The organism is Mucilaginibacter sp., from assembly GCF_041660805.1.
Lineage (GTDB): Bacteria > Bacteroidota > Bacteroidia > Sphingobacteriales > Sphingobacteriaceae > Mucilaginibacter.
Window position 1 is genome coordinate 19,101 of record NZ_JBAZVP010000030.1, and the last position, 19,488, is coordinate 38,588.

Consider the following 19,488-nt stretch of genomic DNA (forward strand, 5'->3'; position numbering starts at 1 on the left):
GTTGAGAAACCTTTGCTTACCCTCTTATCTCTAACCACTACTCACTCACAAAAAAGTCCGGCTATAAACCGGACTTTTTTGTTGGCCGGATAACAAAACCTATAATTGTAGAGTTATATAGCATCTGCTTATTTATATGAATATTAAGTTACCTCTTTTATTGATAACTGTACTGGCATTTGGTTTGGCATCCTGCAAAAAAACAGATGATCCACCGGCAGCTGTGCAAACCACCCCACTTAATGTAGTAAATGCCAGTTCAGATACGCTTAATTATTACCTGAGCGGTACACGCATTAATAACGAATCAAGCATATATCCGTTAGGTTCGTCAGGTTATCTTGGTGTGGCTGCTGGCGAGCAGAATTACTCGTTTAAAAGGCTTCGCAGTCCTGAAGTGTTGATGAGTTTCCCCTTAGCCTTAGATACCGGTAAATCTTATTCGTTATATGTAGCGGGCCGGAGTGCCGATCTAACTTTTTCAACCATTGATACTTTAACGCTTGATACAGGCAACCGTGCAATGATAAGGTTTGTAAATGCATCGCCTGATGCCGGGACACTGGATGTGATGGTTGGCGATACCGTTAATTTTAAAGTTCGTGCATTTAAAACAACAACCGTATTTTTACCTGTGAGTGCAGGCGAAAAGCACATCCGTATTTATCAGTCGGGATCAGCTACTCCAAAAATCGATGAAACCCTCACGCTTATAGGCGGCAGGATGTATACATTATTTACAAAAGGAACATTAAATGGTGCAGGCAGTGCCGCATTAGGTACCGGCCTGGTAGTTAACAGATAGTATTTAAAAATGAGTAATAATAATAAAAGCGGCATACTAATGTACCTGTGCATATTTATAGCGGGGGTAATGTTTATACCGATGATATCATCATGCGGAAAAGATAGTGGCGTTAATAGGAGCACAGCCAACGCCCAGGTTAACCTGATAAACGTAAGCCCGGATGTTCGCCCTTTTAATTTATATTCCCGTTTAAACAGCACCTTTGTTAAAGTTGGTTCAACTAATTATACTTATCCAACCGCATCAGGCTATTTTTTGCTTAATACGATTGATTCCCCTTTCCTGCTAAGGCCATCGGTAATTGACAATGTAAATATTACCAATTTACTGCCTCCTGTAGATACATTTCAACGCAATGTAAGGTACACCTGGTTTGTTACCGGCCTGCTTGGGAATAAGACATTAGAATCATTAATAGTGGCTGATACAGGCAGCCTGCCCGCTATTGGCAGGGGGAAAATAAGGTTCGTTAATACGTCGTCAAATTCGCCTTTGCTAAACCTTACCGCTAATGATACCATAGCCTTTTCAAAAGTTGCTTATAAAGACGTTACTAAATATATTGAGGTTACAGCTGGCAACTACAATATCAACGTAACTGCTTCGTCTAACCCGTCTATAGCATTGGTTAACCTAAAAAATGTGTCTATACTGGATGGTAAGCTGTATACCATTTACACTTACGGACTTACCGGAAGGGCTGATACAGCTGCTTTTAATGCCAATATCATCCTGAATACCATTCCTGATAAATTTAATTAAGGCTTTACGCTTTATCTTTCTATTTTTGGCTAAAATTTAAAAACATTGGAAGTAATACACAGCCTGATTGATTTTATACTGCACATTGATAAGCATCTTGCGCAGATAACCAGCCAGTACCAAAGCTGGACGTACCTGATCCTCTTTGTGATCATTTTTGCAGAGACCGGTTTTGTGGTGACCCCATTCCTGCCCGGCGATTCGCTGTTGTTTGCAGCGGGGGCCTTAATTGCAGGCGGTGCGTCTGGTTTGGATATTAACCTCCTTTGCGTGATTTTGATAATTGCCGCCTTTGCAGGTAACACGGTTAACTATATGCTGGGCAGTTACCTGGGTGCAAGGGTTTTTAAAGAAGAAAATAAGATCTTAAAGCTAAGCTACTACCTGCAAACCAAAGCGTTTTTTGACAAGCATGGCGGTAAAGCGGTTATATTCAGCAGGTTTGTGCCTATTATTCGTACCATTGCGCCTTTTGTTGCAGGGGTAGGGCGTATGCCATTTGCACGTTACAGTCTTTACAATATCATAGGTGGCGTATCATGGATAGTAATATTCCTATACGGCGGATACCTGTTTGGTAACGTTCCTTTCTTTAAAAAGAACTTCTCACTGGTAGCCATCATCATTATATTGGTATCAATATTGCCACCTATATTTGCTATTGCAAAAAACAGGTTTGCCAAAAAGGATACAAAAGTTAAAGTTGAGGGGTAAGATCTATTATTTTACAACAGGGACCGGGATGTAAACCTTTCCTGCATGGTACAAAGCCTCTTGCTGGTTTATCTTTTGTCTTTCATCTTTTGTCATAGGTGTTTTAATTAGCCTGCTCAGATCAGGTTGGCCGGCATCTACCCACGCAGAGAACCAAAAACTGCCCACGCTTAATACGGATGACCGCATCCGACGCTGCACCATGCCATTCATCATTTTATGATAAGCGCGGCTATATGCTACCGAATAAACTTTAACTGTGCGGTTGCCACGCTGTTCCATAGCATACTTTTTATCGGCAGGGAAAGTTTTGTTGAGCAATCTTTCCATTCTTAGCACTGTATCTACACTTTTAAACGAGCTGCGGCATATTTTAAAGGCTTCTGCCAGCGGATTCGGGATGTATCGGGCCTTGCCTGCATTGTAGTTGTAATCATTGCTGAAAAGCTCTGGCAGGCGGCTTTCCCAAAAGGCATGTAACCCGGTTTGGTTAGTAAGTTGCCCATCGTAGTTTTGGCTGAGGTGCAATGGGACATGCGCATCAGAAATATAATGGCCCAAATTGGCAGATAAGGTAAGTATTGCGGTAGTGTCATGCGCCTTAAAAGCCCTTACTAACCAATAATAGTTAGAGGTAATAGCCCAGGGAACGGTGCCATACTTGTTCAGCGTGTCTGACGAGTATTTAGCCGCGGCATCTACCCAATGTTGTGGCATATCCCTAAAAGGCTGCTTGCCGTAATGGTCGGCATCAAAAAAGTGGTGCGGAGCTTCCGTACTATCAACGTAGCGCTTTTTATCGGCGCTAACTGCATGTTCTGTTATAAACTCAATGTTGCTTCTGTAAAAACCCGCCATAGCCTTAGGCAGCGTAAAAACAGCCAGCCTGTGTATGCGGTAATGGGCAAAAAAGCCCCACGAAGAGCAAAGCGTAATTATAATGATGCCTGTGAAAAAGGTTAGGATGGTGCGCTTCATCAAGGGTAAAGATATAAAACATTGTTAGCCTTAGCAGAAGCAAAGAACAGCTATGTTTTACTCCCTCCCCTGGGAGGGCAGGGAGGGGTTACACTCATAATGTAATTTATTTCATCAGGTTTGCGATACCCCTCCCCGCCGCCACCCTTGCCCGTCACACCCCTCCCATGGGAGGGAATTAAAATATCCAGGATCCCATGCCAACATCTTTTACAATCGCCCTACGTAAACTTTTGTATCGTAATTTATGGCGATCACATCATTTTGTTGATAACGGTTAAATAGTTCCCGCAGATCGGTTATCATAGGCTCGTAACCGCTGTCGTCTTTTGTTGGCATGTATGAGGAGGAAAGCAAGCGCCCTGCTAATCCGTCAAAATCAAAAACTTGTTTGTTCTGAAAAACAGCCGATTGGAATGGTTGCGGATGAAAGAAAGCGCCAATATGTTCCGGATCAATGTTTCGGTGGTCAACCTTTACGTAATCTGTTGCATGCTTAATTATCAACTCGTCATAATTTTTTTCAAAAGCCGATGCTATTTTACGTTCGTTCCATATCAGCACAGCAATACCATCCGGTTTTAATATTCTTTTAAACTCAACCCTGCTGGTTTCGGCATTAAACCAATGAAAAGCCTGCCCGGCAATAATAGCATCAATACTGCCGGTATCCAGTCCTGTAGCTTCTGCAGTGCCATCCTGCGCCTTAAACCCCGGCAATGTGCCCAATAATTCAATAGCTTTATTCCGCATTTCAAGGTTAGGTTCAACCGCAATTACCCGGTAACCCGCGTTAAGGAATAAAGCTGTTGATATACCTGTCCCCGCTCCAATATCGGCAATGAGCTTGTCTGTTGTCAGGTTATAATCATGTTGTAAAAAATCAATTATTTCAGTTGGATAACCCGGGCGGTATTTTACGTAATCGTCCACACGGTTACTGAACCTTACGGTGCTGTTGGTAGTAGTCATAACAATTAAAACGCAGGTTTAAGAAGATTGGTTTGAGTGGTTAAAAAACTTTGTTACGGGGACTCACCCGGTCATTGTTTCGCTCGACCACCCTCTCTTCGCTACGCGTAAAGAGGGTTTTAGCTGCGTTTTTCTTTTCCCTCTTTCCGCTTGCGGAGAGAGGGTCGACCAGCATAGCGTAGTTGGGGTGAGTCATCGGCTATATCAAATTTACATCCCGGCATTCCGCATCAATCAAATTATTTACCTTAATTTGAAAATACATAAACAATACGCATAAAGTAAAACATATGGATCGCAGAGAATTTATTACATCGGGTACTTTGCTGGCTGCCGGCATAAGCATCCTTCCGTCGGGAATGGTTTTTGGTAAAAATATGGATAAGGTTCGCCTGGGCTATATAGGTGTAGGGCTGCGTGGCCGCGATCATATTATGGAAGGTTTGCTGCGCGATGATGTAGAGATTGTAGCTATTTGCGATACACAGGAGCAATCACTAAGCGAATGCCGCAAACAGTTCCAAAAGGCTGGCAAAAAGCTGCCTGCAGAGTATACCGGCGGTATTGATGCTTATAAAAAACTCCTTGCCCGTAAAGATGTTGACGCGGTAATAATTGCTACACCCTGGCAGTTTCATAAAGACCAGGCAGTACATGCCATGCAAGCCGGTAAATACGTGGGCTGCGAGGTAATAGCAGGTTTAACAATAGAAGATCATTGGGAAATTGTACGTGCTTCTGAGGCTACCAAAATGCCCTATATGACACTGGAGAACGTTTGCTACCGCCGGGATGTAATGGCCGTACTGAACATGACCCGCCAGGGTATGTTTGGCGAGATGATACACCTTGAAGGCGGTTACCAGCACAACCTGCGCAACGTTCTGTTTAACGATGGCAAGCAATATTATGGCGGCGGTGTGGAGTTTGGCCCTAAGGCCATAAGCGAGGCACAATGGCGCACACAATTTAATATTGATACCAACGGCGATATTTACCCTACCCACGGCGTTGGGCCGCTCATGCATTATGCGGATATTAATTATGGCAACAGGTTTACTAACCTGGTGTCGTTCGCGTCAAAGGCGCGCGGATTGGCGGCTTTTGTTGAAGAAAAATCACCGGGGAACCCCAATGCTAAAATAAACTATAAAAATGGCGATGTGGTAACCACCATGATCAACTGTGCCAATGGCGAAACCGTGCTGCTATCGCATGATACGCACCTGCCAAGGCCTTATTCGCTGGGCTTTAGGGTGCAGGGTACAAAAGGGCTTTGGATGGATGTGAACCATTCGGTATACATTGAAGGGCAATCAAAAAAAGATGATGTTTGGGACCCAGCTAAAGACTGGCTGGATAAATATGACCACCCGTTGTGGCAAAAGTACGCCAAAGTAGCAGAAGGTGCAGGGCATGGCGGTATGGATTGGTTTGTATTTAACGCCTTTATAGAATCAGTTAAGCGCAAAGTGCAAACACCTATTGATGTATATGATTCGGTAACCATGAGCGTGATATTGCCACTTTCATCAAAATCAATAGCCGAAGGCAACATGCCGCAGCAATTCCCTGATTTTACCAAAGGTAAATGGAAGGAAAGGAAGAGCACATTTGCAATGGGAGGGGAATATTAAGGGTTAGTTAGTGGTTAATTATTGAATTATTAAGTAGTTTGGAGCATTAAAACCACTCACTTAATCAGCCCAATCAACTTAATTAACAAAAAATATCAATACTATTGCAAATTAAAATTTATCAACCTATATTTGCACCTCTAAAATAAGAAAGAATAACAAAGCTATACGATGGCAAATCATAAATCATCCATAAAAAGAATCAGGTCAAATGCTGCGAAGCGTCTGCGTAATAGGTATCAGGCAAAAACCACCAGAAACGCTATTAAAAAATTAAGAAGCGTTACAACTAAGGTTGATGCTGCTCCTTTATTGTCTAAAGTGATCTCTATGTTAGATCGTTTGGCTAAAAAGAACGTTATTCACAAAAACAAAGCTTCAAACAACAAATCAAAGCTTAGCAAGTTTGTTAATACATTAAGCTAATAGCTTAATTAACCATATTTAAAAAGGGATAGTGCTTTATTGCATTATCCCTTTTTTGTTGCTTTATATTTTTTATTTTAGGCTGCTCAACCTTTACCCTATTGCAGTGGAAGAATACCAAAACAAGATCAGCATAAAATCATGGGCCGAAGAAGACCGCCCGCGCGAAAAGCTGAGCGGGCAGGGCAGGCGCGCATTGACTGATGCTGAGCTTGTTGCCATCCTGATAGGCAGCGGCAGCCGTACCGAAAGTGCTGTAGAACTAAGCAAGCGTATTCTTCATCATTACGATAACGACCTTAACAAGCTGGGTAAGGCGGGCATCAGCGAGCTATGCAAGTTTAAAGGCATTGGCGAAGCCAAAGCGATATCCATAATAGCAGCCCTTGAAATTGGCCGTCGCCGTGGTGATACGTAAACAAATGTTTCGGATGAAGTAAAAAGCAGCCGCGATGGTTACAACATTATGCGGCGCCACTTAATGGATTTAAACCACGAGGAGTTTTGGATAATGCTGATAGGCCGGTCATCAAAAGTAATTGCCAAGGAGCTGGTGAGCAAAGGCGGCCTGAGCGGTACCGTTGCCGACCCAAAGATCATTTACCATATGGCCCTGCAGCACCAGGCAAGCGCCATCATTATGGTGCATAATCATCCATCAGGTAATTTAAAGCCCAGCAGGGAAGATCTGGTGCTCACCAAGAAGATTGCTGACGCAGGCCGTATGTTGGATATTAATGTGCTCGACCATCTTATAATTACCGATAGCGGATATTTTAGCTTTGGAGATGAAGGGCTTTTGTAATTTCGGAATTCGGATGTTCGATTTGGGATTTCACGCAAAGGCGCAAAGACGCAAAGCAACGCTTAAAAAAACTTTGCGTTTTAGCGAGAGATAAATAATCCGCTTAATCACAAAAATCTGTTTAATCCCGGTTAAAACAACCCGCCATCTATAACGTTCTACTAAAACAAACAAAAAAACTAACACACTATGATAACTCCACCAGAAGACCAGGACGATATGTTACAGCAGGATGATCAGTTAGATCAGGCCGATGAGCAATTTAGTCAACAGGATATACATTCTAACGGCTTTGACGAAACCAATGAACCTATTGGCGAAACTGATGAGACCGCCCAGGCACAACGGGCCTATGATGCCGCAGAATCATCTTACACGCTTAACCTGGATGATGATGACCACAGTACCGATGATGATGAGTAACCTCTTGTTACTAACATGTTATTGAGAAGCATACTGTTGCCTTGCAAGGGAGTATCAAATTGGCTCATTGCCGTTGGCTTTAGCCCACGGATAAGCCCTGTGCGTCATTGCAATGACGCGTTGATAAGCCCAACCGTTCTGTTTACGCGTACACCCCTAATACTTCAAGCCAATCTTCCTGGCTAAAAAGTGCAGCACCCATATGGGGGTAATGAGCACCAGCTGCTTGTCATCTGCAAATGATTCTTTTCTGCCTTCTATCTGTCCGCCAATGAACTGACCCAGCCACGCTATTGCGAAAAAGAAAGTGCCAACCCATATTAAAGGCAAGCCGCCTGCTAATTGCCACTCTGCCAGTTTTGATACGCCATAGCTTAAACCAAACAACACCAGCAACATGGTGTAAGACAGGTTGGGAGACAGCTTTAAAGTATAATACACACTAAACGCGATTAAGAACGATGCCCAGTTAAAGAAACCATTATAGCTGCCTATAAATTTAATGTAAGGGAACGGTATTGCCCATGCAACGCCCAATATGCCAAACAACATTAACGGGATGCAAATAAAATGCAGCAGCCTGTTGGTTGGGTTTTGGTGACTTGCGTTTAACCTGTTAAAATAAACCTCAACAGGGCGAAGGTTTGCCTTTGGGACAGTTTTAATGTTTGAATGTTGTTTTGCCATAAAAAAGCCCTCTCCTTTGGAGAGGGTTTGGGTGAGGCTATTTAATTACTTAGCAAATGCTACCGAACGGGTTTCCCTGATAACAGTAACTTTTATTTGACCCGGATAGGTCATTTCTGTTTGTATCCGGTTTGATATATCTGCCGCCAATATTTCTGACTGTGCATCGCTTATCTTTTCGCTTTCAACCACAACACGCAATTCGCGGCCGGCTTGTATAGCGAATGTTTTTTCAACACCTGGATATGATAAAGCAAGCTCCTCAAGCTCTTTTAAGCGTTTGATGTAACTTTCTACCACTTCGCGGCGTGCGCCCGGCCTTGCGCCTGATATAGCGTCACAAACCTGTATTATCGGCGATAGCATTGAGGTCATCTCTACCTCGTCATGGTGGGCGCCAATGGCATTACATACTTCCGGGTGTTCTTTATATTTTTCGGCAAGCTGCATACCTAAAATCGCGTGAGGCAGTTCCGGGTTATCATCAGGCACTTTACCAATATCATGCAGTAAGCCCGCGCGTTTTGCAAGCTTTACGTTCAGGCCAAGTTCTGCTGCCATAGTAGCGCAAAAGTTAGCAACCTCGCGTGAGTGCTGTAATAGGTTTTGCCCGTATGATGAACGGTAACGCATCCTGCCTACCATTCTTATCAGTTCGGGGTGCAGGCCGTTAATACCTAAATCAATAACGGTACGCTCGCCTATTTCAACAATTTCTTCTTCAATTTGCTTTTTGGTTTTGGCAACTACCTCTTCAATACGTGCCGGGTGTATACGCCCGTCTGTTACCAGGCGGTGCATTGCCAAACGCGCAATCTCGCGCCTTACCGGGTCAAAGCCTGATAAGATGATTGCCTCCGGGGTATCATCAACAATAATTTCAATACCGGTTGCTGCTTCCAGCGCGCGGATGTTACGCCCCTCACGACCAATAATACGACCCTTGATCTCATCATTCTCAATATTAAATATTGATACGGTGTTCTCAATAGCGCTCTCAGTAGCGGTACGCTGTATAGTTTGAATAACTATCTTCTTAGCTTCTTTAGTAGCGGTTAGCTTGGCTTCGTCAACAATATCCTTTATCTGGGCCATAGCCTTGCTGCGTGCTTCATCGCGCAGGTTATCTATCAGCTGGTTTTTAGCATCTTCGGCAGATAGGCCTGCAATTGTTTCCAACTGCTGTACGTGCTGGTTCTTAAGAACATCAACCTCTTCCTGTTTCTTTATAACAATTTCGGTTTGGGTTTCCAGCTTTTTACGGGCATTATCCAGTTCGTTCTCTTTACGGGTTAGGTTTTCAAGCTTTTGGTTAAAAGATTGCTCTTTTTGTTTGATGCCGTTCTCGCGCTGGTTAAGCACATTGTTTTTGGCATTTACTTCCTGTTCGTGCTCGGCCTTTAATTGTAAAAACTTCTCTTTTGCCTCTAACTGGCGGTTCTTTTTCAGGATCTCGGCATTATTCTCCGCATCCTTTAATATCTTTTTTACTTTGTTCTGAGCGTTTACTTCCTGGTCTTTAAACAGCTTACGGAGCAGGAACCGCCCTATGACTATTCCTGTCGGGACGCCCATCAGCAGCCCGATAATAATGTATAATATAGTGTTCATTCTTCTTTAGGTTATATAAAATAAAAAAACCGCAACTAAACTTCTAAGCATCATGTATTTTAAAAACCTCTTCTTTGGATGTAGTGAATCACGGGTTACCGTTAAATACACGATCAACGCATGCCTCTTCTGATCCATGGATATTGAAGCGTTAAGTTTTTAATAGTGAAACTTAAAATTTAACTGCGGTTAAATCTTAACTGGCTCTGTATATGTGTAAGAACGTTATTGTTTCGAAAAAAAATCGTTCAGCAAATGATCTAACTGATAAACTTTTTCTGCCACTTCGGTATCATCCGTAGTAACTTTCTTATCCGCTTTTAATGACGATGTTGCATAATGCAGCACACACATTGAAAGCAAATCCTGTTTATCCCTAACCGCGTAATTCTCCTGATACTCCTTTATGCGGTCGTTGATCAGCTTGGCTGCCCTTCTTATAATCTCTTCTTCTTCCATGTTTACCTTTAAGGGGTAAACTCTGTCAGCAATATTTATTTTTATTGAGATTTCTCCCATTTGAGCTTTTCACTTTCTGTGTTATTTTTTCAGTAACACAATACACTTATCTATTTCCTGCACAAAGTCGTTAATTTTTTGCTTAATGTCAACACTTTTTTCATTTGTTTCTGAAAAAGACTTCGCCAGTTTCAATACACGAAGCTTCTCTTCCAGGTCCTTTGTCTTATTAGTGCTAACTTTTATTGCAACATTTAACGCTTCGCTTTCTAATTTAAGCAGGTCATTTTCTTCCTGCAAAGCAGCACAGAGCTCAATTAACCGCTCTGTTTTTTCTACAACTTTATTTAATTGTTCTGCTAATGAGGCCATTTTTTAATTTGTGATTTATTGAATTAGCGAATTAGTGAATTATAAATTAATGAATATCAAAGAAATCACTAAATCACTAACTCAATCTTTCGCTAATTATTTCCTTATCTCCGCTCCCGCTTCCTTATCTAAATTATAAATTAATTTCTGCATCAAGGCATCAATCGCTTTATCTGTTAAAGTTTTCTCGGTATCCTGCAATATAAAGCTTAATGCGTATGACTTTTTACCGGCAGGTAATTTATCTCCCTGGTAAACATCAAATACGTTCACTTCCTTTAACAGCTTCTTATCTGTACGACCGGCTATTTGTTTTAATTGCCCAAATGAAACACTTTTATCAATCAGCATGCTCAAATCGCGCCTTACTGCCGGGAATTTTGATACTTCCTGATATACGATTACATTTTTGCGTACCAGGTTCAAAATAGCATCAAAGTTAAAGTCGGCATAAAACACCTCTTTATCCACATCGGCCTTTTTTAAAGCCGCTGGCGCTACCGAGCCAAACGTTACCAGCACTTTATTGCCGCGTTGGTATTGCAGGCCGTAGGCGAGGTTATTTGCAGTGGTATCATCAACAGTAAAATCGGTGATGTTTAGTTTTTTAAGAATCCCGTCAACTATCGCTTTTAGGTTATAAAAACTTGCGGCTACCTGTTTCTGGTTCCATTGCTCGCCCTGGTTTGCACCGGTTACCAAAATAGAGAAGCGTTGTGCTTCTACATATTTACCATCAACATGGCTATAGATCTTACCAAACTCGTAAAGTTTCAGATCGGCTACACGGCGGTTTTGGTTATAAGCTACAGCTTCCAGCCCGGAGAATAACATGCTTTGGCGCATTACATCCAGATCGCTGCTTAGCGGGTTCAATATTTTTACCGCGTGTTCAAGGTCGTCAGAATAAGTTGATTTGGTAAGCGAGTTACCCATTATCTCGTTAAAGCCATTAGCGCTCAACAGGTCTGATATCAGGTTTTGAACCGTATCACGTTCTGGCCTTGTTGAAGTATTTAACGATGCCCTGATCTGTACAGGTATTTCAATGTTGTTGTAACCGTATATGCGCAATATCTCTTCAACCACATCTACCTCACGGGTTACATCAACACGGTAAGGGGGGACTTTCAGCGATAAGCCTTCTTCCGTTTCTGTTACTATCTCAATATCCAGCCCTTTGATAATACTGATGATCTCGTTATGCGGGATAGCTTTACCTATCAGCCTATCAATATTTTTGTAGGTTACCTCTATCTCAAAAGGTGCAACAGGTGCCGGATAATGGTCGAAGATCTCTGATGATACCTTACCGCCTGCCACCTGCTGTATAAGCAAGGCTGCGCGTTTAAGGGCAAATACGGTCATATCCGGATCAGTGCCGCGCTCAAATCTGAACGATGCATCTGTTTTTAACCCATGTCTTTTTGCGGTTTTACGTACCGCTACCGAATTAAAATAAGCACTCTCTAAAAAGATGCTTTTGGTTGATGCGTTCACGCCCGATTTTGCACCGCCGAAAACACCGGCTATACACATTGGCTCATCGGCATTGCATATCATCAGGTCATCGGCAGAGAGTTTCCGCTCAACATCATCCAAAGTTTTAAATATAGTGCCTTCGGCAACGTTCTTTACAATTACCTTGTTGCCGGTAATAGCATCGGCATCAAAAGCGTGCAGGGGCTGGCCAAGTTCATGCAGTACATAGTTGGTAACATCAACAATGTTGTTAATGCTGCGCAGGCCTATAACCGCCAAACGCTCTTTTAACCATTGCGGCGATTCCTTAACCTCTAAACCGGAAATAGTTAAACCTGAATAACGCGGACTTGCCTGCTCGTTCTCTACTGTTACCTGTATGGAGCTATCATTGCTATCAACCTTAAATGCCGAAACATCAGGCTTTTTAATGCCTATCTTCAGGAAGGCGGCAATATCACGCGCTGTACCTAAATGCGAAGCCGCATCGGCACGATTTGGCGTAAGGCCTATTTCGTACATGTAATCGTCGTTCAGCTTAAAATAGTCTTTGGCATTGGTGCCAATAACGGCACCCTCATCAAGCACCATAATACCTGCGTGATCTGATCCCAGGCCTATTTCGTCTTCGGCACATATCATGCCTTCGGAAACTTCGCCACGTATTTTTGATTTATTGATCTTGAATGGTTCGCCCACTGTTGGGTAAATAGTAGTACCTACTGTGGCCACCACTACTTTCTGACCGGCAGCAACGTTGTTAGCGCCGCAAACTATCTGCAAAGGCTCCACACCGCCAACATCAACTTTGGTTATATGCAGGTGATCTGAATTTGGATGATCTATGCTTTCCTGTACAAAACCTATCAGCAGGCCTTCCAATCCGCCGGGGACCGCCTGTACTTTTTCGAGGCTTTCTACCTCTAAACCGGTACCTGTAAGTATTTTTGATAATTCCTCCGGGGTTTTATCTGTATCAATAAATTCTTTAAGCCAATTGTAAGATATCTTCATTATACCCGCAAAGATAGGATTTGAAGACGAAAGGTTAAAGCGGGAGGGTGAAACGTTTTATTCGGATGCAAATAAATGCGTCGGCGAGGACGACTCGACATACTTGTAGCCTACTTTTCTATCGGGGATTGCTTCGTACCTCGCAATGACGCGCGGAAATCAGCTTAATTCCGGTTACAGGTTCTTCCCCAACTTTTCTAATATATCCGCCGGGACTTTTTCCAGGTCGAGGACAAGGAAACCATCAAGGCAATCGGCAAATTTAGGGTCGATGTTAAAACTGATGATCTTGGCGTTGAGGGCAATATACTGGCGAAGCAACACCGGTACCTTCATGTTGTGGGTTTCTACTTCAGATATCAGGTTATCCAGCCCTTTAAAAGTATCCTCGCTGGCAGATCGCAGCAGATCGGTATCTATGTTTTCAAAATTAACCTTAAACTTTTTACGTGGCTTAACATATTGGGCCAGTTCATGATCAAAGTGGTTACGGTTAATATAATCTACAATAAGTGATTTAGAGAACTGCGAAAACGAATTGCTGATACTCACCGGGCCTATTAAATACCGGTAACGCGGGTTATCAATTAAAAACTTGAGGATGCCTTTCCAAAGCAAAAACAGGGGCAGGGGTTTGGTTTGATATTCTTTGCGGATAAAAGAGCGGCCAAGTTCCAGGCTTTTCTTTAATACCGGGGTAAATTGTTCTTTTATCTTAAACAGCTCATTGATGTAAAAACCTTTCTTACCAACGCTGTAAAATATCTCGTCGCCCAGGCCAATGCGGTAGGCGCCTACTATCAGTTTGGCTTCCACATCCCAAATAAACAGGTGGTGGTAGTAAATATCATAGCCATCAAGGTCGGTAGCTTTGTTTGTACCCTCACCAACCTCGCGGAAAGTGATCTCCCGTAACCGGCCTATCTCCCGTATCACATTAGGGATAAGTGCTGTTGGGGTAATAAATACCTCGTAATTTTTTTCGGTCCAAACCTTATAACCTTCGCGCAGTGGTTCAATTTCTTTCTCCAGCCTTTCGGTGCTAATAGCATCGGTTATAGCTTCGGGCAGTTTTTTGATCTTAAACAGATCGCGGGCGCTAAAAATCTTTTTCTCTTCTTCTAAACCGGCACCCAGGGCATAGGTTTTAGCCCGTAGGTAATTCAGCAGTTTGGCGCTGTTAGTATTGTCAGGGATATCGGCAACTTTTATAGGCTTACCAATGCGTAATTTAATAGTGTGCCCCTGCTTATTAAATAACTCTGACGGTAACTTAGCCGTGCGCAGAGCAGGGTGTATCATGCTCAGCAGGTTAAATAATAAACCATTGTTCCCGTGGAAGTATATGGGCACTACAGGCACCTTCGCCTTGGCTATTATCTTTCCTACCACAGGGTGCCATAGGCGGTCTGTTACCTCTTTTTTCTCTATTTTAAAGGTAGATACTTCCCCGGCAGGGAAAATGCCTATAGGCGTTCCGTTAGCCAGCAGTTCAAGTGTGGTTTTTAAACCGCTGATGCTTGATGAATGCTCTACATTCTCAAACGGGTTTACCGCTACAAAGTAATTGCTGAGGTTGGGGATCTTTTTTAGCAGGAAGTTGGCCATCAGCTTGGCATCGGGCCTAACGCTGCAAAGTATCTTCAGCAGTATCATCCCTTCAATACCACCATACGGGTGATTGGCAATGGCTATAAAACTGCCATCTTTAGGGATGTTCTTTAGTTCGCGCTCATCAAAATCTATCTCAATACCGCAGCCTTTTAAAATAGCATCAACAAACTCAGGGCCTTCTTTAGGCTGCGCCTGTGCAAACAGGTCGTTCACCTGGTTTATTTTCATTAATTCCATCAGCAGAGACGCCAGCCCTGGCATTTTTAGCGTATCCAGTTTAGTGGCTTTGGCAAACTCTTCGGTGGTTATAATTTTCATTCTGATGTAAACGGAATAAATATGTTGTAAATTATTTTTTTTAACCTTTATTTAGGCTACAATATGAAAGCGCACATTAAAAATTACATGTCCTTTACTAAAAAGGACTGGAACGGTATTATTGTGCTGCTTGTATTGATAGCTTTGGCATTGACTGCGCCATATGTTTATCAATGGTTACACAAAGATAGTACAATTAACGTAAATGAACTTAGCGCCGCTATAGCGCAACTAAACAAAACAGATCATACCAGTACCGGGGACAATACCTTAAATGACGCTGGTAAAATGGCAAACGTTGCACACTCTAAGTTTGATCCTAATAATTTATCAGCAGAAAAATGGCAGGAGCTTGGGCTAACCGGGCAACAGGCTAATATTATTAAAAATTACACGGCCAAAGGCGGTAGGTTCTATAAGTCCGAAGACCTTAAAAAGATCTATGGTATTACCGCGGATGATTATAAAAAGCTTGCACCTTATATAGAGATCCCGACAAAGCCGGGCTATGCAATAAAAACGAATGCCATTATTGAACTAAACACGGCAGACTCGGCGAAGCTAACCACCGTGCAGGGTATAGGCCCTGCCTTTGCCACACGTATTATTTATTACCGTGAAAGATTGGGCGGCTTTATCTCCAAAGAACAATTGAAAGAGATCTATGGGTTTGATGAGATCAGGTTTAAAGAAATTAAAGATCATGTAAAGGTTAACCCGGCCCGCATCCGCAGAATAAATATCAACACCATAACTTTTGATAAGCTGAGGCTAATGCCTTATCTTAATTATAAACAGGTTAACGCACTTGTTGAATACCGCAAACAGCATGGTAATTACAATTCGATAAATGATCTTAAAGATATTGCTATTATAGATGACCAAATTTTGCGTAAAATTGAACCATATATAAATTTTTAGATGATACAGCAGCAAATTAAAGACGCTATCCGCGATATTCACGATTTTCCTAAACCGGGCATAATATTTAAAGATATTACCCCAATATTAAAAGATCCTGTTTTATGCGGAAATATTAACGATGCATTTTTAGAACGGTTAAAGGGCGCACAAATTGATGCTATTGCAGGAGTGGAAAGCCGTGGTTTTTTATTCGGGTTAACACTGGCAACTAAATTGGGTGTGCCATTTATTCCGGTACGCAAGGCGGGTAAGCTGCCTTATTCTATTCGCCAAAAAGTTTATGAGCTGGAGTATGGTACTGCTACTATTGAGATACATACCGATGCCTTTAACCCCGGCGACCGGATATTGATTCATGACGACCTGCTGGCTACCGGCGGCACTGTTACCGCAACCAGCGAACTGATCCAGGAAATGGGCGGCATAGTAGCCGGTTTCAGTTTTGTAGTTGGCCTGAGTTTTTTGAAAGGGATGGAAAAAATAGCACCAATTAGCAACAATATTATAGTACTGGCAGATTATTAAGTGCCGGTTACTTAAAAATCTTATTTTACTAAGCTTATATTTCTATATAAATAAATCCTCAAAAACCCTCTAATTTTTAAAATTAGAGGGTTTTCTGTTATAAAAAATCAATAATATTTTTAAACGGTGCGCTGTAACATAAATCTGTTATAATTTCATGCGGTAATAACGGGGCCTTTAACCAATAAGCCCCTGTTTTAAATGAAACCTTAGTTCATTTAAAAACCATTGATAAACCGTTTCAATAAAAAAATGAAGATCACTAACCGCTGTTTTGTACTTGCTGTGATATTAACAGCCTGCACACAATTATTATCAGCCCAAAGCCCAATAAAACAAGTTGGCAAAGTTACCGGTGTAACCGTGAACAAACAGGAGGTTGATATTACTACTGAGAATGCTTTTATAAAAGTTATAGTTTACAGCCCCAACATTATAAGGGTGCGTATGGATAAGCAAACGCTTGCGCCTGATTTTTCATACGCTGTGATCTCTCAGCCGGTAACTACCAGGGTTAACATCACCCAAAATGATAACGAGATCAACATCAATACCGATTCATTAAAGGTTAATATTCATAAAAACCCTTACAATATCACCTTCAGTACTTTAGCAGGCGAAGTAATTAACCAGGATGAAAGCGGTTTAAGCACCTCATGGGTAAACGAATCAGTCACCACCTACAAAAAAATGCAGGAAGGTGAGCACTTCATTGGCTTAGGAGAAAAAACAGGCGGACTTGACCGCAAAGGCAATGCCTACACCAACTGGAACAGCGATACTTACGCTTATACAACCAATCAGGACCCTATATACAGCACAATTCCTTTTTACATGGGGGTGCACCATAACGTTAACTACGGTATGTTTTTTGACAACACCTGGCAAAGCGATTTCAACTTTGGAGCAAGTAACAACAGGTTCTCGTCTTTTGGCGCCAAGGGTGGCGAAATGAATTATTATTTTATCTCACATAAACAGGTGGCTGATATTATCAGATCATACAGCAGCCTAACCGGTTTAATGAAAATGCCTCCACTCTGGAGCCTGGGGTATCAGCAAAACCGTTATAGCTATTACCCCGAGAAAGAAGTTTTTAGGATAGCTGAAACTTTGCGTGAAAAAAAGATCCCTGCAGATGGCATTACGCTCGATATTCATTACATGGATAAGTATAAAGTGTTTAGCTGGGATAAAGACCGTTTTCCTGACCCTGCCGGCATGATCAAGAAATTAAAGGACATGGCCTTTAAAGTTACACTGATAGTTGACCCGGGTATTAAAGAGGAGAAAGGCTATGGCGTTTACGAGCGCGGGCTTAAAGAAGATATTTTTGCCAAGTATCCTGATGGCAGCAACTATACAGGCCAGGTTTGGCCGGGCTGGTGTAACTTTCCGGATTTTACCAACCCTAAAGGCCGTGCCTGGTGGGGAAGCGAGTTGAAAAAATATGCTGATGAAGGCGTAAGCGGTATCTGGAATGATATGAACGAGTTTTCTACCTGGGGCCAAAAAGCGCCTGATAATATCTTGTTCAATTTTGAAGGTAAGATAGCATCGCATCCGCAAATACATAATGTTTATGGGTTAGAGATGATCCGCGCCAGCTATGAGGGTTATAAGGCGGCCCGTACTAATAAAAGGCCATTCATACTAACCCGTTCCGGTTATGCGGGCTTGCAGCGTTACGCTGCTATGTGGACAGGCGACAATCGTGCCGAAGACAGCCATATGTTGTTAGGGGTAAGGTTAATGAACAGCCTGGGTTTAAGCGGCGTACCATTTACCGGTATGGATGTAGGCGGCTTTACAGGTGGTGCATCGCCATCATTATATGCCCGCTGGATGCAGATAGGGGCGTTTAACCCGTATTTCCGTAACCATACAGGCATCAACTCCAAATCATCAGAGCCATGGGCTTATGGCGAGGAAGTATTAGAAATAACCCGTAACTACATTAACCTGCGTTACCGTTTATTGCCGTACCTGTACTCAACTTTTTATGAGGCTACACAAAACGGGAAACCTGTTATGCGTTCCCTTACTATAGATTACACGCATGATGATAACGTTTATAATGGCTTGTATGAAAACCAGTATATGTTTGGGCATGCTTTTCTGGTTTTTCCGTTTGATGGTGTAACGCCGTTTGGTAAGCTATATTTCCCGGCAGGCAAATGGTATAACCTTTACAACGGCGAAGTACAGCAGGGTAATTCAAAAATAGGCCTGGACCTGGGTATATCCAAGCTGCCGGTATATGTTAAAGAAAGCAGCATTATACCAATGCAAACACAAATCCAAAACACGACCGAAAAGCCGTCTGATACGCTTTACGTGCACGTTTATAAAGGTGATGTAAACAATAAGTTTGTTTATTACGAGGATGATGGTGAAAGCTTCGACTATGAAAAAGGCGATTACTTTAAAAAAGCAATAACTTATGATGCTGCCCGTAAAACCATCACTTTTGCAAAAACCGAGGGTTCAGGCAAATCTAAATTCAGTATGATAAAGTTGATGCTGCATGGCTTTAATGCCACCAGTTTAAAACTAAATGGCAAACAACTGCAAGCTAAGGATGATTTCCAGGCGCTGATGGTGCCTATCTCCAGGTTTGATCCAACGGGGTTATCAAACCCGGTTGAAGGCGAAAAGATAAAGAGCGTACTGGTAAAAAGTATGAACGATCAGTTTAATATTAGCTATTAACAGATCGTAAAAAATGCAATTTAAAAAAGCCTGCTGCGAAAGTCAGCAGGCTTTTTTATGGCGTGAGTGATGATTTGATGCAGGGATGGATCAGGTAATTCATCAAAAAATTATTAAAAATGAAATTTGTAACTAAGGCGATAGTAATTGTCTTTAATAAATAATAACTATTAGCATCATTATAGCAAAAACATTAAAGTGCTTCGTAGTATGATAAGGTTTAATTTTTAGTTATTAACTTTAAT

At 42.1% G+C, this 19,488-nt stretch carries 18 protein-coding genes and 1 pseudogene; 11 read left to right on the top strand and 8 right to left on the bottom strand.

The genetic code is table 11. From position 1 onward, the window contains the following. The first annotated feature begins 136 nt into the window (after window positions 1–136). Genes WC743_RS23495 through WC743_RS23505 form a run of 3 tightly spaced genes read left to right on the top strand, consistent with a single transcriptional unit; the run spans window position 137 to window position 2,284 of the window. Complete coding sequence (locus WC743_RS23495) at window positions 137–805, top strand: DUF4397 domain-containing protein (RefSeq protein ID WP_373016001.1); 669 nt, start codon at window positions 137–139, stop codon at window positions 803–805. A gap of 9 nt (window positions 806–814) precedes the next feature. After that, window positions 815–1,570: a DUF4397 domain-containing protein gene (locus WC743_RS23500; protein ID WP_373016002.1), complete on the top strand. Its 756-nt coding sequence runs from the start codon at window positions 815–817 to the stop codon at window positions 1,568–1,570. Window positions 1,571–1,615: 45 nt separating this feature from the next. Further along, window positions 1,616–2,284: a DedA family protein gene (locus WC743_RS23505; RefSeq protein WP_373016003.1), complete on the top strand. Its 669-nt coding sequence runs from the start codon at window positions 1,616–1,618 to the stop codon at window positions 2,282–2,284. A gap of 6 nt (window positions 2,285–2,290) precedes the next feature. Here the strand turns inward: WC743_RS23505 and WC743_RS23510 are convergent, their stop codons facing one another. After that, window positions 2,291–3,262 carry a zinc dependent phospholipase C family protein gene (locus WC743_RS23510; RefSeq protein WP_373016004.1) on the bottom strand — a complete coding sequence of 324 codons (972 nt, stop codon included), beginning with the start codon at window positions 3,260–3,262 and terminating at the stop codon, window positions 2,291–2,293. Between the two features lie 210 nt (window positions 3,263–3,472). Next, on the bottom strand, window positions 3,473–4,234 hold the full coding sequence (locus WC743_RS23515) for a class I SAM-dependent methyltransferase (RefSeq protein ID WP_373016005.1): 762 nt from the start codon (window positions 4,232–4,234) through the stop codon (window positions 3,473–3,475). 290 nt (window positions 4,235–4,524) lie between these two features. Here WC743_RS23515 and WC743_RS23520 point away from each other — a divergent pair, with 290 nt between their 5' ends. The 5 genes and pseudogenes from WC743_RS23520 to WC743_RS23540 all read left to right on the top strand — a co-directional run bounded on the left by WC743_RS23520 (window position 4,525) and on the right by WC743_RS23540 (window position 7,525). Next, the gene (locus WC743_RS23520) at window positions 4,525–5,871 is read left to right on the top strand and encodes a Gfo/Idh/MocA family protein (RefSeq protein WP_373016006.1); all 1,347 of its coding nucleotides are present in this window, start codon (window positions 4,525–4,527) and stop codon (window positions 5,869–5,871) included. Between the two features lie 171 nt (window positions 5,872–6,042). Then, window positions 6,043–6,297 (top strand): 30S ribosomal protein S20, encoded by a 255-nt coding sequence (gene rpsT / locus WC743_RS23525; protein ID WP_373016007.1) that lies wholly within the window; start codon window positions 6,043–6,045, stop codon window positions 6,295–6,297. Window positions 6,298–6,403: 106 nt separating this feature from the next. Next, on the top strand, window positions 6,404–6,715 hold the full coding sequence (locus WC743_RS23530) for a UPF0758 domain-containing protein (protein ID WP_373016008.1): 312 nt from the start codon (window positions 6,404–6,406) through the stop codon (window positions 6,713–6,715). Between the two features lie 33 nt (window positions 6,716–6,748). After that, a pseudogene (locus WC743_RS23535) lies at window positions 6,749–7,102 on the top strand (RadC family protein); the annotation flags it as partial. 189 nt (window positions 7,103–7,291) lie between these two features. Further along, the gene (locus WC743_RS23540; protein ID WP_373016009.1) at window positions 7,292–7,525 is read left to right on the top strand and encodes a hypothetical protein; all 234 of its coding nucleotides are present in this window, start codon (window positions 7,292–7,294) and stop codon (window positions 7,523–7,525) included. A gap of 156 nt (window positions 7,526–7,681) precedes the next feature. Here WC743_RS23540 and WC743_RS23545 read toward each other — a convergent pair whose 3' ends face one another. From WC743_RS23545 to WC743_RS23570, 6 genes are all read right to left on the bottom strand, one after another. After that, window positions 7,682–8,212, bottom strand: a complete 531-nt coding sequence (locus WC743_RS23545; protein WP_373016010.1) for a DUF962 domain-containing protein — start codon at window positions 8,210–8,212, stop codon at window positions 7,682–7,684. A gap of 45 nt (window positions 8,213–8,257) precedes the next feature. Next, complete coding sequence (rny, locus tag WC743_RS23550; protein ID WP_373016011.1) at window positions 8,258–9,823, bottom strand: ribonuclease Y; 1,566 nt, start codon at window positions 9,821–9,823, stop codon at window positions 8,258–8,260. A gap of 225 nt (window positions 9,824–10,048) precedes the next feature. After that, window positions 10,049–10,342: a cell division protein ZapA gene (locus tag WC743_RS23555; protein WP_121246295.1), complete on the bottom strand. Its 294-nt coding sequence runs from the start codon at window positions 10,340–10,342 to the stop codon at window positions 10,049–10,051. A 21-nt stretch (window positions 10,343–10,363) separates the two neighbouring features. Continuing rightward, entirely contained in the window at window positions 10,364–10,654 is a 291-nt protein-coding gene (locus WC743_RS23560) for a hypothetical protein (RefSeq protein WP_373016012.1), read from the bottom strand. A gap of 96 nt (window positions 10,655–10,750) precedes the next feature. Then, the gene (gene pheT / locus WC743_RS23565; RefSeq protein ID WP_373016013.1) at window positions 10,751–13,150 is read right to left on the bottom strand and encodes a phenylalanine--tRNA ligase subunit beta; all 2,400 of its coding nucleotides are present in this window, start codon (window positions 13,148–13,150) and stop codon (window positions 10,751–10,753) included. Window positions 13,151–13,324: 174 nt separating this feature from the next. Further along, on the bottom strand, window positions 13,325–15,082 hold the full coding sequence (locus tag WC743_RS23570; RefSeq protein WP_373016014.1) for a lysophospholipid acyltransferase family protein: 1,758 nt from the start codon (window positions 15,080–15,082) through the stop codon (window positions 13,325–13,327). Window positions 15,083–15,145: 63 nt separating this feature from the next. Here WC743_RS23570 and WC743_RS23575 point away from each other — a divergent pair, with 63 nt between their 5' ends. From WC743_RS23575 to WC743_RS23585, 3 genes are all read left to right on the top strand, one after another. Then, window positions 15,146–16,003, top strand: coding sequence for a ComEA family DNA-binding protein (locus WC743_RS23575; protein ID WP_373016015.1), 858 nt, complete (start codon window positions 15,146–15,148; stop codon window positions 16,001–16,003). Further along, window positions 16,004–16,531 carry an adenine phosphoribosyltransferase gene (locus tag WC743_RS23580; protein WP_373016016.1) on the top strand — a complete coding sequence of 176 codons (528 nt, stop codon included), beginning with the start codon at window positions 16,004–16,006 and terminating at the stop codon, window positions 16,529–16,531. A 252-nt stretch (window positions 16,532–16,783) separates the two neighbouring features. After that, the gene (locus WC743_RS23585; protein ID WP_373016017.1) at window positions 16,784–19,243 is read left to right on the top strand and encodes a glycoside hydrolase family 31 protein; all 2,460 of its coding nucleotides are present in this window, start codon (window positions 16,784–16,786) and stop codon (window positions 19,241–19,243) included. Window positions 19,244–19,488: the final 245 nt, after the last annotated feature.